17 protein-coding genes are annotated in these 14,790 nt (G+C 38.0%); 12 read left to right on the top strand and 5 right to left on the bottom strand.

Annotation, left to right across the window (positions count from 1 at the left end):
* The first annotated feature begins 46 nt into the window (after nucleotides 1-46).
* A complete protein-coding gene (locus tag DBX25_RS08315; RefSeq protein WP_108670321.1) occupies nucleotides 47-802 on the top strand; it encodes an alpha/beta hydrolase in 756 nt (251 codons plus the stop codon).
* Between the two features lie 36 nt (nucleotides 803-838).
* Here the strand turns inward: DBX25_RS08315 and DBX25_RS08310 are convergent, their stop codons facing one another.
* The gene (locus DBX25_RS08310; RefSeq protein WP_108670320.1) at nucleotides 839-1,303 is read right to left on the bottom strand and encodes an Lrp/AsnC family transcriptional regulator; all 465 of its coding nucleotides are present in this window, start codon (nucleotides 1,301-1,303) and stop codon (nucleotides 839-841) included.
* 199 nt (nucleotides 1,304-1,502) lie between these two features.
* Here DBX25_RS08310 and DBX25_RS08305 point away from each other — a divergent pair, with 199 nt between their 5' ends.
* The 8 genes from DBX25_RS08305 to DBX25_RS08270 all read left to right on the top strand — a co-directional run bounded on the left by DBX25_RS08305 (nucleotide 1,503) and on the right by DBX25_RS08270 (nucleotide 8,147).
* Nucleotides 1,503-2,477, top strand: coding sequence for a DMT family transporter (locus DBX25_RS08305; protein WP_108670319.1), 975 nt, complete (start codon nucleotides 1,503-1,505; stop codon nucleotides 2,475-2,477).
* 215 nt (nucleotides 2,478-2,692) lie between these two features.
* Nucleotides 2,693-3,082, top strand: coding sequence for a VOC family protein (locus DBX25_RS08300; RefSeq protein WP_108670318.1), 390 nt, complete (start codon nucleotides 2,693-2,695; stop codon nucleotides 3,080-3,082).
* 303 nt (nucleotides 3,083-3,385) lie between these two features.
* A complete protein-coding gene (locus DBX25_RS08295) occupies nucleotides 3,386-3,625 on the top strand; it encodes a helix-turn-helix domain-containing protein (RefSeq protein WP_108670317.1) in 240 nt (79 codons plus the stop codon).
* A 67-nt stretch (nucleotides 3,626-3,692) separates the two neighbouring features.
* Nucleotides 3,693-4,040 carry an ArsR/SmtB family transcription factor gene (locus tag DBX25_RS08290; protein WP_108670316.1) on the top strand — a complete coding sequence of 116 codons (348 nt, stop codon included), beginning with the start codon at nucleotides 3,693-3,695 and terminating at the stop codon, nucleotides 4,038-4,040.
* Nucleotides 4,041-4,058: 18 nt separating this feature from the next.
* A complete protein-coding gene (locus DBX25_RS08285; protein ID WP_108670315.1) occupies nucleotides 4,059-5,357 on the top strand; it encodes an arsenic transporter in 1,299 nt (432 codons plus the stop codon).
* A 14-nt stretch (nucleotides 5,358-5,371) separates the two neighbouring features.
* Complete coding sequence (gene arsC / locus DBX25_RS08280; protein WP_108670314.1) at nucleotides 5,372-5,791, top strand: arsenate reductase (thioredoxin); 420 nt, start codon at nucleotides 5,372-5,374, stop codon at nucleotides 5,789-5,791.
* A 12-nt stretch (nucleotides 5,792-5,803) separates the two neighbouring features.
* Nucleotides 5,804-6,232 carry a protein-tyrosine phosphatase family protein gene (locus tag DBX25_RS08275; protein ID WP_108670313.1) on the top strand — a complete coding sequence of 143 codons (429 nt, stop codon included), beginning with the start codon at nucleotides 5,804-5,806 and terminating at the stop codon, nucleotides 6,230-6,232.
* Between the two features lie 223 nt (nucleotides 6,233-6,455).
* Nucleotides 6,456-8,147: a methyl-accepting chemotaxis protein gene (locus DBX25_RS08270; protein ID WP_108670312.1), complete on the top strand. Its 1,692-nt coding sequence runs from the start codon at nucleotides 6,456-6,458 to the stop codon at nucleotides 8,145-8,147.
* Nucleotides 8,148-8,200: 53 nt separating this feature from the next.
* On the opposite strand, the gene DBX25_RS08265 is transcribed toward DBX25_RS08270, so the two are convergent.
* From DBX25_RS08265 to DBX25_RS08255, 3 genes are all read right to left on the bottom strand, one after another.
* Nucleotides 8,201-9,094 carry a DMT family transporter gene (locus DBX25_RS08265; protein ID WP_108670311.1) on the bottom strand — a complete coding sequence of 298 codons (894 nt, stop codon included), beginning with the start codon at nucleotides 9,092-9,094 and terminating at the stop codon, nucleotides 8,201-8,203.
* 150 nt (nucleotides 9,095-9,244) lie between these two features.
* Nucleotides 9,245-10,066 (bottom strand): undecaprenyl-diphosphate phosphatase, encoded by an 822-nt coding sequence (locus DBX25_RS08260; protein WP_108670310.1) that lies wholly within the window; start codon nucleotides 10,064-10,066, stop codon nucleotides 9,245-9,247.
* A gap of 190 nt (nucleotides 10,067-10,256) precedes the next feature.
* Complete coding sequence (locus DBX25_RS08255; protein WP_108670309.1) at nucleotides 10,257-10,550, bottom strand: YjzC family protein; 294 nt, start codon at nucleotides 10,548-10,550, stop codon at nucleotides 10,257-10,259.
* A 171-nt stretch (nucleotides 10,551-10,721) separates the two neighbouring features.
* Here DBX25_RS08255 and DBX25_RS20545 point away from each other — a divergent pair, with 171 nt between their 5' ends.
* Nucleotides 10,722-10,898, top strand: a complete 177-nt coding sequence (locus tag DBX25_RS20545) for a hypothetical protein (RefSeq protein WP_157950918.1) — start codon at nucleotides 10,722-10,724, stop codon at nucleotides 10,896-10,898.
* Between the two features lie 935 nt (nucleotides 10,899-11,833).
* Here the strand turns inward: DBX25_RS20545 and DBX25_RS08250 are convergent.
* Complete coding sequence (locus tag DBX25_RS08250; RefSeq protein WP_108670308.1) at nucleotides 11,834-12,160, bottom strand: YnfA family protein; 327 nt, start codon at nucleotides 12,158-12,160, stop codon at nucleotides 11,834-11,836.
* Nucleotides 12,161-12,303: 143 nt separating this feature from the next.
* Here DBX25_RS08250 and DBX25_RS08245 point away from each other — a divergent pair, with 143 nt between their 5' ends.
* Together DBX25_RS08245 and DBX25_RS08240 are read left to right on the top strand one after the other, a co-directional pair.
* On the top strand, nucleotides 12,304-12,678 hold the full coding sequence (locus DBX25_RS08245; RefSeq protein ID WP_108670307.1) for an ArsR/SmtB family transcription factor: 375 nt from the start codon (nucleotides 12,304-12,306) through the stop codon (nucleotides 12,676-12,678).
* Complete coding sequence (locus DBX25_RS08240) at nucleotides 12,665-14,776, top strand: heavy metal translocating P-type ATPase (RefSeq protein WP_108670306.1); 2,112 nt, start codon at nucleotides 12,665-12,667, stop codon at nucleotides 14,774-14,776. Before DBX25_RS08245 ends, DBX25_RS08240 begins: the two co-directional genes overlap by 14 nt.
* Nucleotides 14,777-14,790: the final 14 nt, after the last annotated feature.

Here is a 14,790-nt window from a genome sequence, read left to right as displayed (position 1 = left end):
TGAAAATTATTGTAATGTTGTTTTAAAACTGGTTGGAGGAATTACCATGTTAGAAATTTTCCCTGTATTTATTACATCATTTGATGAAAAACGGACAATTAGAGCGTACCTACCAAAAACTTATCAATTCAGTGAGAAGAGATATCCTGTTCTATACATGCATGACGGTCAAAATGTTTTTCATGACGAAGAGGCCATTGGTGGTGTCTCTTTGAATCTAGAAAGCTACCTCGATAAAAATGAGCTAGAGGTAATCGTGGTAGCGATTGACCAAAATAGTGAGGAGAGAATCAATGAGTATTGTCCGTGGTACCAAGGAGAGTATAGCAAGAGGATTTTAGGTGAGGTTTGTACATTAGGTGGTAAAGGGAAGCAGTACGTAGATTTTATCGTAAATGAGCTGAAGCCTTATATAGATGAGAAATACCGTACAGATAAGGAACGTACATCTATGGCCGGAATCTCTTTAGGTGGACTAATTTCAACGTACGCTGCCAGTGTATATCCACATATTTTCAAAAATATTATCGTCATGTCTTCAGCATTTTGGCGCAACCAAGAGGAAATTGAAAACCTGTTGAGGAATTCTGATTTGTCCTTGATTGAAAGCTTTTATATGGATGCTGGAACAAAAGAAGCAAGAGAAAAAGAAGAAGTGAACCGGTTATTTTTAGCTTCCAATCAAGCAGTTTATGAAATTATAAAAGAAAAAATTCCTAATACTAGGTTTGTCGTTATTGAAGATGCAGTCCATAATTATATGACCTTTAGAGCACGAGTAAATGAACTGTTCTCCTATTAATTTTAGTCCCCCTTTTCAAAAGAAAAGGGGGACTTTTCATAACGGTAAAGCGGTAGAATATTTAATTTCTCGTAATGCTAAACTCGTTTGGATTTTTGAGATTCCAAGCTGGTTTAATTTACGGATGAAATTTTCTAATTCCTTCCGATCTTTATTAGCGACTTTTAAAAGATAATCATACTCACCCGTGAGTAAGTGACACTCCAGTACTTCAGGCATTGCCACTAATTCCTTCTCCAACACCTCCAGCATGTCCGCTTGATGGATATTTGTATTGATGAAGATGAAGCAAAGCAAATCAAATCCAAGCTTTTCTTGATTCAAAATTGCTACTTGCCGATCGATATATCCTTCACTTTCCAAACGTTTAACCCTGGCATGAGTAGCGGGAGGCGACAAGTTTACCCTTCTTGCGAGCTCTGCGTTGCTTAGATGTGCTTCTTTTTGCAAGATATCTAATATTTGAAGGTCGACATCATCTAACATTTTGTTAAATTCCATTGTATGTACCCCTTTCGATTATTCGGAAAATGAGACGAACATTTGAAGTGAGCTGAATTTAATTCTTTGTTATTGTATATTCCCGTTTGATTATTTTGAATTTATTTAAATGAACAAAATAATATACGCTGAAATAAACAATGGTGTTAAGATTATTATATCAAATTTACAGCTCGGAATAGAATAGGAGTTAGCGAATATGCCAATTTTATATATGTTGTTGCTGCTATTGACCAGTTTATTATGGGGAGGAAATTTTGTCGTTGGTAAATCGCTTGTCGCCCATGCTTCACCTATGACGTTGACAACCTTAAGATGGGGAATCGCGATTGTATGCCTGTTGCCAATCGTTTGGTGGAAAGAAAAAAGGTTGTTTCCTCCAAAAGAGGTGCTGCTTCCATTATTAATCATGGGGATATCAGGGGTTGCACTCTTTAATTTGTTTCAGTTTTGGGCATTGGGGCAAACATCCGCTACTAATGCAGGATTGATTTCCACGCTGACTTCCATCACCATTGCTATTTTTTCGTTTCTATTTTTAAAGGAAAACATGAATTTATTCCAAGTATTTTCTATGATAATTTCGTTGTTTGGCGTTATTCTTTTTCTACTAAAGGGTCAGCTTAACTTATTGTTAACATTGGATTTCAATGCAGGAGATTTATGGATGCTAGTTGCGGTTTGTATTTGGGGAATTTATTCCGTAAGCAGCAGATCGGTAACAAAGGTAATTTCTCCGCTGATGTCCACTTTTTACTCTGGAATCTTTGGGTTAATGGTCATGCTTCCGTTTAACGCTACCAATTTTACGGTGATAAATATGGATTCATCATTCATTTTATCCATTCTTTATACAGGAGTCGTGTCTACCGTTTTGTGCATGCTATTTTGGAATATCGGGGTTCAAAAACTTGGTGCGACTACTTCTGGAATTTTCTTAAACTTCAATCCTATCTTCACTGCGATACTTGCATTTATCTTTTTAGGGGGAAAAATGACTGAGATTCAAGCTGTTGGAAGCGGAATTGTCATTTTAGGCTGCTATCTATTTACATATTTTAAAGACAATAATATATCTAAATTCAGAAAGTACAAATATATAGGATATGAGGACAAAGTCAATATTTTGTTAAAGACGCTTAAAATTAGTCGCAAATTTATTACTAGAACATAATGATGTTTCTACCATTCCCTTTGTTGGTTCGCTACCATTCGTTGATTGTTTCTAAAAAAGCAAGTGTGGGTAATGGCAAAGGAAACTACCACTAATCTCAGAATGAAAACATACTATTAAAATTATTAATAACTTTAAAGGGAATTAAAGGAAAATAGAGTGCTTAGGTCGTATATACGTTTAGGATATTTTCTCCAACTGAAAGGGTGGTTTTCTTGACTGAAAAGTGGAGACCGGGTATTAATCACATTGAGTTTTGGGTTTCTAATAAGGAGCGTTCTCTTCCTTTTTATGAAGGGTTATTCGAGGTGATCGGATGGAAAAAGCTAAACGAATGGGCTTTTAGTACAGGTTCAATGGAGATTTATTTTAAGGTGGTTGCACAAGTAAAGCTTGACACCATTGGTCCTAGACATATATGTTTCCAAGCTGAAAATCGAAATGTTGTAGATACTGTCTTTGAATATTTAAAAAGACATGATACTAAAATCATTAGAGGTCCAATTGAAAGAAATGAGTATTCCACAGGTTACTATACAGTAGACTTTTATGACCCTGATGGATATGTCTTGGAAGTGGCGTATACTCCGAATATGATTTTATAGAGAAATAGGTTATGTTAAATGGGAATAAAGAATGAAACAGGGGATAGGAGTAAGGATATCTACCTTATGGTTCCCCGTTGAAATCGTTTAGAAGAGTAGTCGTGATAAGGGTTTTATAATACGTAATGAATAAAATACATCGTTAAGAAGAGGTGCTAGGATAGTAGACATCTCTTTTTTAATGCTTCAATTGAAATTCCTAATAATTATCAAACCTTTTACAAATATTAATAACGTATTTATGTTTCCTTCACATAAGCCCCTTATTATATAAGTATTAGTTATTTAGGGGGAACACTTGTTATGTTAGAACAACCAAGCAAAGAATACGGCGCTTTTATCCAATTTGAAAGAAATCGAAAAAATCTTACTCGAGAAAAATTCTCTGTCCTTATCAGAATTCCTGTTTACATGGTGGAACGGTTAGAAAACAGTGATGTATATCCTGCGGACAGCTTGATTGAAAAAATATCATCTGTCTTAGATATTCCTTTTCATGTCCTAAAGACTATTATTTGGAATGATCCTCCTGAAAATAAGTAGTGTATATTTTTATTGAATATATAAGTAAATCATTATATAATGATATCCGAAATTGGGGGTGGTATTGATGCATGTGAAAAACACGATTGATATTCAGGAAGCTTCTCAAGTTTTGAAGTTGCTTGGAGATAAGACTCGATTAACGATGATGAAACTGCTCGAAAATAATGATTATTGTGTATGTGAATTTGTAGAGATCTTTAAAACGAGTCAGCCTGCGATTAGCCAGCATTTACGAAAGCTGCGTGATGCGGGATTAGTCAGAGAAAATCGTAAGGGACAGTGGATTTTCTATGCCATTAACAAAAATCATGAACACTATCCATTTGTATCGATATTGTTGGAGCAATTATCTGATCAGAGTCATCTTCTGACAGAGTTAGAAGATGAAGGTTTGCGCATTTCTTGTGAGTAGAGAGGAGTATAGATGTATATGACATCTGTAATTTTGGCATCACTGATTTTTCTTATTACATTAGTCCTCGTTATCTGGCAGCCAAAAGGTCTTTCAATTGGTTGGTCAGCGATGGGAGGAGCAGTGCTAGCATTAATAGCACAGGTAGTCGATTTTAACGACGTACTGGACGTTACATCCATTGTCTGGAATGCTACATTGACGTTTATAGCAATTATTATTATATCGTTAATCTTAGATGAAATTGGATTTTTCGAATGGTCAGCCCTTCACATGGCTAGAGCAGCAAAAGGAAAAGGCGTTCGAATGTTCATTTATGTCGCTTTATTAGGTGCAATTGTTGCTGCATTCTTTGCCAATGATGGAGCAGCTTTGATACTGACACCCATTGTACTTGCTATGGTTCGGAATTTGAAATTTGAAGAGAAAATGGTTTTTCCTTTCATCATGGCAAGCGGGTTCATTGCAGATACAACATCATTGCCTTTGATTGTTAGTAATTTGGTCAACATTGTTTCTGCCGATTATTTCAATATAGGGTTTATCGAGTATGCTTCAAGAATGATTGTTCCAAATCTATTTTCACTTGGTGCTAGTATCCTCGTACTAAACCTGTTCTTTAGGAAAAGTATTCCGAGAAATTACAACATGTCTGATTTAAAAGCACCAGCAGAAGCAATTAAAGATTATAAAATGTTCAAATTGTCATGGATAGTATTGACGATTCTATTGGCTGGTTATTTTATCAGTGAGATGTTAAACATACCCGTTTCATTAGTCGCAGGTATTGTAGCAATTTTCTTCCTGTTTATGGCTAGAAAAAGCCCTGCCGTTCATACTAAGCAAGTATTAAAAGGAGCTCCTTGGGCAGTTGTATTTTTCTCCATTGGAATGTACGTAGTAGTCTATGGCTTAAGAAATGCAGGATTGACGTCGGTACTTGCTGACCTGATCCAAGTTACAGCGGATCAAGGATTGTTTGCTGCTACGATTGGGATGGGATTCATAGCGGCGATTTTATCATCCGTAATGAACAACATGCCAACTGTCATGATTGATGCGTTGGCGATTGGGGATACTAACACATCTGCTTTAGTGAGAGAAGCTTTGATTTATGCGAATGTGATTGGGTCTGACTTAGGTCCGAAAATTACACCTATAGGATCTCTTGCAACACTATTATGGCTACATGTACTAAGCTTAAAAGGCGTGAAGATTTCTTGGGGGACTTATTTTAAAACAGGGATTATCTTGACCATTCCGACACTATTCATCACACTAGTCGGTCTATATATTTGGTTGCTTATTATTTCGTAAAAAGGAGAGTCTACATGGCAAAAAAAACTATTTACTTCTTATGTACAGGGAATTCTTGCAGAAGCCAAATGGCAGAAGGATGGGCAAAAAAGCATTTAGGTGATGAGTGGGACGTAAAGAGTGCCGGACTTGAGGCACACGGTTTGAATCCAAATGCAGTAAAGGCAATGAAGGAAGCGGGCATTGATATCTCTACTCAAACATCTGATACGATCGATCCAGAAATCTTGAACAATGCTGATTTAGTTGTCACGTTATGTGGGCATGCAGCTGATCATTGCCCGGTTACACCACCGCATGTAAAAAGAGTACACTGGGGCTTTGATGATCCTGCGAAAGCGGAAGGAACTGAAGAAGAGAAATGGGCGTTCTTCCAACGAGTGCGTGATGAAATCAGTGCAAGAATCGAGCGTTTCGCTAAAACTGGTGAATAAGAGGGATAAACGATGACGAATAAACATTATCAAGAGCTTATAAAAGATCGTATCTTTATAGGTGGGGTAAATGACGTTGATGAAGTATTAGAAAATGAAAAAGTCGATACAGTATTCGACTTGCGAGCTGAGGCTCCTAAAAATGAAGTGACATACAATCGTTTCCATGTTCCGATAGTCGATGATGCAGAGAAGCAAGAAGAATCGGTAAAAATGGCAATAGATCAAGTGATGGAAGCATACAACAGTGGGAAAAAGATTTATTTCCATTGTGGAGGCGGAGGCAACAGAGCAGGTACAGTCGCAATTGGGACATTATTATCGTTAGGTCATGCAAATACAGTTGATGAAGCAGAAGAAATGGCTATAAGTATTCGTCCACGAATAAAAGTGAAGCCTGAATTAAAAGAGGCTTTGAAAAATATTTTTCCAAATAATTAACTATCATTTAAGAGCAGCGGGATGTTTATCGCTGCTCTTTTTTGATGGCAAAAATAGTTATGGAATGAATTAAGTTTCGATTTCCTTATTCAATTTATTCCTATAAGAATAGTGAAAACTAGTAGAATCTGAAAATTATTTATATTATAGTAAAATAAGCAATTATACACAGGTATTTTTTCCTGTTATAAATCTATAATTTTACTAGAATAGGAGCAGAGCAATGAAACTTACAGTGCGTAAAAAACTTCTGGGAGGATTTATCATCGTTTTATTTCTCCTTGCCCTCACTGGTGGGATTGGTAATTATCAAATGGAGAAAATCAACCAGGAATATCAATCTTTAATCAATAATCGGGTTGATAAGCTAATGACGGTTAAGGATTTGAAACAAGAAATGACGATTCATACACTGAATGTACGGGGCTATGTTATCTCAGGTGATGAAAAATACATAAGTCAGTATGAAGAATCTGTTCAAACATTCAAATTAATGGTGGAAAAATTAAAGGTTACTTCACAATCTGCTAAAGCCCAAGAGCTTATTGGTCAGATTGAGGAAGCACATAATGAATATCAAAATGTGGTTAAAAAAGCTTTGGCATTCAAGAAAAGCGGTAATGATAGTGGGTATGTCGGGACTATGAATAATGAGGCGCCTAAAATCATGGATGCCTTTTCTACAGCCACACAAGAATTGGAAACTTTTCAGAAAAATGACATGGCTGTGGGAGTTGAAAAAGCTACGAACCAAGTGAAACAAACTAAAACTACTTCTCTCATTATCATGATTATTGCCATTATCCTTGGTATTTTAATGGCCTTATGGAATAGTAAGCAAATCGCTAATCCTGTCCTTAATCTAATGTCATCCATGAAAAAAGTGGCTGAAGGCGATTTAGGGGTAGAGCCAGTCAAAATTAAGACTAAGGATGAAATCCAAGAATTAGGCGATGCCTATAATCGAATGGTACATGATTTGAGAGAGGTAGTATCTCAAGTTAGGGATTCATCTAGCCAAGTTGCTGCAAGCAGTGAACAATTAAGTGCAAGCTCTCAGGAAAGCTCTTCAGCTAGTGAGGAAATTTCTCAGCTCGTCCAGCAAACAGCTGAAGGTGTCGAGCAACAGCTCCAGCATTTTATGGAAGTACAGACATCTATGGAAGAAATGGAAAGTGGTATTGAATCTATTAATCGTACGAGTGAAGAGATGTATAAAGCAGCGGATTCTGCAAAAGTACTTACTGAGGATGGTGACGAAGCAATTAAAAGCGTTGTCAACCAAATGCATGAAATTAATGAGTCTGTTTCCGTCACAACTGGTGTGATTCGTTCTCTTGGCAACCGATCAAAAGAGATTAACGAAATCGTCGGATTCATCACAGAGATTGCAAATCAAACTAACCTTCTAGCACTTAATGCAGCAATTGAAGCGGCAAGGGCTGGTGAGCATGGAAAAGGTTTTGCTGTAGTAGCTGATGAGGTTAGAAAGCTTGCAGAGGAATCTAGAAAATCTACTGAACAAATTACAACAATGATATCCTTGATCCAGGAAGAGACAGAAAAGGCTGTTCAATCCATGGAAAAACAGAACATCCAAGTGGTGAGTGGATTGCAGTTCACAGAAAATGCGGAAGCTGCATTTAAAAATATTAAGGGATCTATTGGAGTAGTTACCGAACGTGTACAAGAGGTCAACGTATCAATTGAAGACTTGCTTTCTCTCAGTCAGTCCATTTCAGAATCGATTGAAAATGTTCAAAAAATTGCTGAAGCAAGTGTTTTAGCCTCACAAGAGGTAAGTGCAGGTACAGAAGAAAATGTGGCTTCTATCGAAGAAGTTTCTGCAAGTGCACAAAACCTATCTGTTCTGGCTGAAAATCTACAATTGATGATAGCTAGATTCAAGGTTTAATAAAGTTTCATTATCAACAAAGGACCCCCATCTGTGGAGGTCCTTTGTTTAGATTAAGAAGCTTCATTTCTTTTAACGGTGACAATAAGGACTCCGGCAAAAATTAAAATCGCTCCAATAAAGAAATTGGCATGAATCTCTTCATTTAATAACAACCATCCTAAAAAAGTGCCCACGACAGGTTGGAAAAAGAAAAATAATGAACCTACACCAGCATCCATTAACTCCATGCCCTTATTCCAAAGAAAAAAAGCGCCGGCAGTTGACACAGTCCCCAAATATACAATGCCTAATACAACCCATATATTATGAAAAAATACATTTTGAGACTGTAGTTCCCATAACATGACGGGTGTTGTAAATAACAGGCCAAATCCTATCGCAAAGGTAGTGATGGTTAGGGTAGAGAATCGTTCGGAAGCAATTTTTACATAAATTGATAATAGAGCCCATGTAATGGCAGCTCCAACCAATATCAAACTACCTGTTAAATGGTGTCCAACTTTTGTTTCCCATCCAATTACAATCACTACTCCAGTGGTTGCTAGTAGCATAGATATCGTTTTTCGTGCCGTTAACTTCTCTTTTAAAACCAATATGGCAAAAATAACGATAAAAGCAGGTGTAGCTGAAGTTATCAAAGCACCTGTATGTGCATCAGATAACTTTGTGCCAATAAACTGAAATGAGATGGAGATAAAATATCCGATAAAACCAATCCAGCCTAATAAGATCCAATCTCGTTTTTTTAGCTGCACTTGTTTTCCAGTTCTTGTCTGAACAGCTCTTAATATAGCAAATAGAACTATAAAAGCGATAATAAAACGTAACCAAACTAATGTAATTGGGGGTATGTAATCCAATACATATTTACTGACGACATACATTCCTCCCCAAATACTTGCAGCTAGGGATAGATACACTGAACCAAGGAAAGTTTGCTTCATATTTTTATACCTCATGGTTGGTCTTTATCTTAATTATAATAACAATATCTATCAAGCTATAACTACAAATTTTTTTGCTTAAGGACCCTATTTAAAAAAATAAAAAAACCTGCATAGAGTACAATACTCTTGCAGGCTTTGAAAACTTCATTACATGACAAATACTACATAAATAACTGTAGCTAATACCAATCTATAAATCGCAAATGGAACAAGCTTAATGCGGTTAATCAGCTTCAAGAAGAACTTAATCGATAATAATGCAAAGATAAATGCGCTAATAAATCCTGCAATGAAGAATGGAAGCGCATCAATCGTAAAGTATTCCCAGTTTTTCAGAAGGGAAAGTCCACTTGCACCGGCCATAATTGGCACAGCCATAATGAATGTGAAATCAGAAGCCGCTCTGTGGTTTAAGCCAAGTAAAACCCCACCAGAAATGGTTGAACCTGATCTTGAAAATCCTGGCCAAAGCGCTAAGCACTGAAATAAACCAATCGCCACTGCTTGCTTATACGTAATGCCATCTACACTTTCCACTTTAGGCTGTTTTGGTCTGAACCAATCAGCTACTATCATCAAGATGGCGCCAATAACTAAACCGATTAAAACTGTATTAATAGAAAAAAGGTGTTCATCAATGTAATCATCGAATAAAAATCCAAGTACTGTAGCAGGTAATAAACCTACAATGACTTGTGAGAGTTTTAATGTATTTTTACGTTCTTTTGTTTCACTTTTCTTCAAACCAAGTAATTGCATAAATCGATCACGGAACACAATGACAACAGCTAATATCGAACCCAACTGAATGACTATTTTAAACGTATTTGCCACTTCAGGTGAGAAAATCTCTTTTGATTTAAATAAAAGGTCATCCACGATAATCATATGCCCAGTTGATGAAACTGGCGCGAACTCTGTCAATCCTTCAACAAGTCCTAAAATAAATGCGACAAAAATTTCCCACAAATCAAAGTTCCTCCTCACAAAAATAAGTCCCAGTAAATTTACAACACGAGAATGATTATATCATATAAAAATGAAGAGGTTATTAAACTTTCATTAAAGTTCGTTGGCTAAAAACTTTAAGAAAACTGGCGGAGCGTCTAGGTACATAGAAAAACCATATTCACGAGAAGGGAATATGGTTTCATAAGTTTTATGCATGCTTCCATTCAGTAGGTTGTCCTGAATTTGAACAATCAGGGAATGTGTCGCCTTTAGTGAGTTCGATGTTTTCACCATCTTTGTCTACATAGCCACCAGATTCGGTCACTTCTTCACCGGTTTTATGTGTGTGATTCCCATGACGCCAAGTTGTATCGTGTCCTGTGACTGGACAAACCGGGAAGGTATCTCCTTGTTGGAACTCTCGTTTTTCACCTTCTGCACAAATATAGCTTCCCGATTCCTTCACGGTCTCGTTTGTTTTGTGAACATCATGATGAGTCATTTTATTACCTCCAAATGTGTAATTTACCTTACTTATTAGTTTCCCTTTGATAGAAGAGGATAAACATTATTTTTCAATTGAGATGTCAGATTGCCTTATTTCGCATAATATAGTATCAAAAGTTGCGTTAGGTAAAAAAAATTAGTTTTGGTGAAAAGGGGGAGGAGTAACATGAATGAAGCAATAGCCATTATCTTATTGATCATCGCACTTATTTGTCCGATAGTAGGGTATAAGATGTTAAGAAGAAGACAAAGTAAAAAATGGTTATTCATTGGGGTATCATGTATATTACTGATTCTCGCGATATCTCTAATGTTAATGTTTAACGGTTTATTTATTGTTTAATTGCTGCAGAAACCAACAAATTCCTACGGGAACCAGAGGTTACTTTGGTTCCCGTTTAGGTTTGGAAATGGTGTAAAGGTAATAGTTACCCGGAGCATAGATCAAAATCTACCGCCGGATATAGAGTTAAAAGAAAAAAAGGTAATCAAAGTAAATCAACGGTGTCCATTTCTGGCTCTAAATTGGTCAAATGGGTATCATAGAAGGCCAATGATGCCCGATTCGGTTTCGAACCAGACCAAAAGGGAATCAAACGAGGCCAATGATGCCCAATTCAGCTTCGAACCGGTCCAAAAGGGAATCATACGAGGCCAATGATGCCCGATTCGGTTTCGAACCAGTCCAAAAGGGAATCAAACGAGATCAATGATTCCCTTTTAGGGTTCAATCCAATCCAAAAGGGAATCAAACGAGGTCAATGATACCCAATTCAGATTCGACCCAGTCCAAAAGGGAATCATACGAGGTCAATGATGCCCTTTTAAGGTTCGACCCAGACCAAAAGGTAATCATACGAGGTTAATGATTCCCGTTTAGGGTTCGATCCAGACCAAAAGGGAATCATACGATGTCAATGATGCCCTTTTAGGGTTCGCCTCAGTCCAAAAGGTAATCATACAGGGTCAATGAAGCCCGATTTGGGTTCGGACCGGTTCAAAAGGGAAACATACGAGGTCAATGATTCCCTTGTAGGGTTCGACCCAGACCAAAAGGGAATCATACGGGGTCAATGATGCCCTTTTAGGGTTCGCCTCAGACCAAAAGGTAATCATACGAGGTTAATGATGCCCTTTTAGGGTTCGATCCAGACCAAAAGGGAATCATACGGGGTTAATGATGCCCGATTCGGTTTCGAAACGGTTCAAAAGGGAATCATACGAGATCAATGATGCCTGATTTAGCTTCTAACCACAATTACGAATCAACAATGAGAATTAATTCCGTGGACCCCATAACATGATTGAAACCCCAACTATACACACCAACGCTCCAAGCCAATCATAAAAATCAGGAGCTTTTTTATCGACACCCCAACCCCATAGAACAGATAGGACGATGAATACTCCGCCATATGCGGCATATACCCGGCCGAAAGAAGGAAATGTCTGAAAAGTGGCAACTACGCCGTAAAGGGCCAAACTGATTCCACCCAGTACTCCAAAATACAGTGGCTTCCCTTCACGTAACCACAACCAAATTAAATACCCTCCACCAATTTCAGCTAGCCCTGCCAAAGTAAATAGTAGTAAAGCAGAAATCATCATTTTTCCTCCGTACCATAAAATGATTCTGTTTACATAGTATCATCTTGGATATGAAGAATAAACTAATCCTGAATATTGACGTTCAAACATATACTTGAATATAATTCAATCAAAAGAATATATGAATGTGAGGCGATAATATGGAGAATCAGGATATATGCGAAGTGAGTTGTATCCATGAGGAGCAAGTTACAAGAGTTCAGAATAGATTGCATAAGGAAGATTCAGGTGCCGTTTCGTCTTTATTCAAAGCTCTGTCTGATGAAAATCGTCTTAAAATCGCTTATGCACTTACGGTAGAAAAGGAGCTATGTGTATGCGATGTGGCGACAATCATCCATTCGACTACGGCAACAGCCTCCCATCACCTTAGGCTATTAAAAAATTTGGGGTTAGCAAATTTCCGAAAAGAAGGGAAGCTCGTTTATTATTCCATTAAAAATGAGCACTTTAAGAATATCATTCAAATAGCGTTTGAACATCAACGGGAGGTGAGCAATAATGAGCGAAGCTAAACCGTTATCCAAGCAAGGCACCACTTACCGTATACAGGGCTTGTCTTGAGCGGGCTGTGCAAAGACGTTCGAAAAGAACGTGAAGCACCTGGATGGTGTTTACGATGCACAAGTGAATTTTGGAGCTTCGAAAATAACGGTATTTGGGAATGCCACCGTTGAAGAGCTTGAAAAAGCAGGAGCTTTTGAGGGACTGAAAATTTTTCATGAGAAAGCCAAGCAGGTACCAAACAAGGAACCTTTTTTGAAAAAAAATGCGGTTGTGTTAGTTGCGGCATTATTTTTACTCATGGGATATGGCTCCCTACTAACTTACGGAGAAGAACATATTTCTACTATTGTTTTATATGTACTAACAATTGTGGTGGGTGGATATTCCTTGTTTAAGGCAGGAATACAAAACCTACTCCGTCTTCAATTTGATATGAAAACACTAATGACCATTGCCATTATTGGGGCGGCCTTCATTGGAGAATGGAGCGAAGGAGCAGTTGTCGTTATCTTATTTGCTATCAGTGAGGCACTAGAACGATATTCGATGGATAGAGCCCGCCAGTCGATACGTTCGTTAATGGACATCGCCCCACAGGAAGCAACCGTTCGTCGTAATAATAAGGAAATCACAATACCAGTAGAAGAAATTAGAATTGATGACGTAATGATTGTAAAACCGGGTCAAAAAGTTGCGATGGATGGAAGGATTGTAAGAGGCTCCTCCGCAATAAACCAAGCTTCTATTACAGGTGAATCTGTACCTGTTGAGAAAACAATTGATGAGGAAGTATTTGCTGGAACATTGAACGGCGAGGGTTTATTAGAGGTGAAGGTAACTAAACTTGTGGATGAAACAGCGATTGCTAAAATCATTCACTTGGTTGAGGAAGCACAGGCGGAACGTGCACCTTCTCAAGTGTTTGTAGATCGTTTTGCCAAGTACTATACACCAGTGATTATGGCGCTTGCTACACTTGTAGCCATTGTGCCTCCAATTTTTTTAAACGGAAGTTGGAACGAATGGATCTACCAAGGTCTCGCTGTTTTGGTGGTGGGATGTCCTTGTGCATTGGTTGTTTCGACACCTGTTTCCATTGTGACAGCTATCGGGAATGCGGCCCGTAATGGCGTATTGATTAAAGGGGGCATTCATCTAGAAGAAGCAGGTGCCCTTAAAGCGATTGCCTTTGACAAAACAGGGACTTTAACAAAAGGGATTCCAGTGGTGACAGATTACCAAGTGTTCAGTGGAAATACTGAAGAGCTATTTGCAATAATTGCAGCTTTGGAATCACGATCCCAACACCCACTAGCCTCAGCGATTATGAAGAAAGCTGAGGAGGGAGCTATACGGTATCAAAATTTAGACGTCGAGGATTTTGTATCTATTACTGGTAGAGGGATTAAAGGCAATGTTAATGGAACGACCTATAGAATTGCAAGTCCGAAAATGTTTGATACGAGTGAATTTGAAAATGTAATCTCCCGGCTTCAGAACCAAGGAAAAACCGTGATGTTGTTCGGTTCCGATGATCAAATACTGGCATTAATCGCGGTCGCCGATGAGGTTCGGGAAAGTAGTCAAGATGTCATCCAACAATTGCATGAACTTGGTTTGAAAAAGACAATTTTGCTAACAGGTGACAACCAAGGAACAGCCAACGAAATCGGAAAGAAAGTCGGCGTTTCGGAGATTCAGGCAGAACTGATGCCAGAAGACAAGTTGAATTATATTAAAGCCTTACGGAATCAATTTGGAAAGGTTGCCATGGTTGGGGATGGAGTCAATGATGCTCCAGCTCTTGCGTCCGCAACGGTAGGTATCGCCATGGGAGGGGCAGGTACGGACACGGCACTGGAAACAGCAGATATTGCCTTGATGGGTGATGATTTAAGAAAACTACCGTTTACGATAAAATTAAGTCGAAAAGCACTTTGGATTATCAAACAAAACATTACTTTTTCAATAGCCATCAAACTACTAGCACTGATTCTTGTCATCCCTGGTTGGCTTACATTATGGATTGCCATTTTCGCCGACATGGGTGCCACCTTAATCGTCACACTTAATAGTTTACGACTATTACGCGTGAAAGATCGCTAGTTAAAAGCCCAAAA

It is taken from the genome of Peribacillus acanthi, from assembly GCF_003073175.1.
Taxonomy (GTDB): domain Bacteria; phylum Bacillota; class Bacilli; order Bacillales; family DSM-1321; genus Bacillus_BN; species Bacillus_BN acanthi.
The sequence above is the reverse complement of the archived record's forward strand: the minus strand, read 5'-3'. Positions and strand labels throughout refer to the sequence as shown.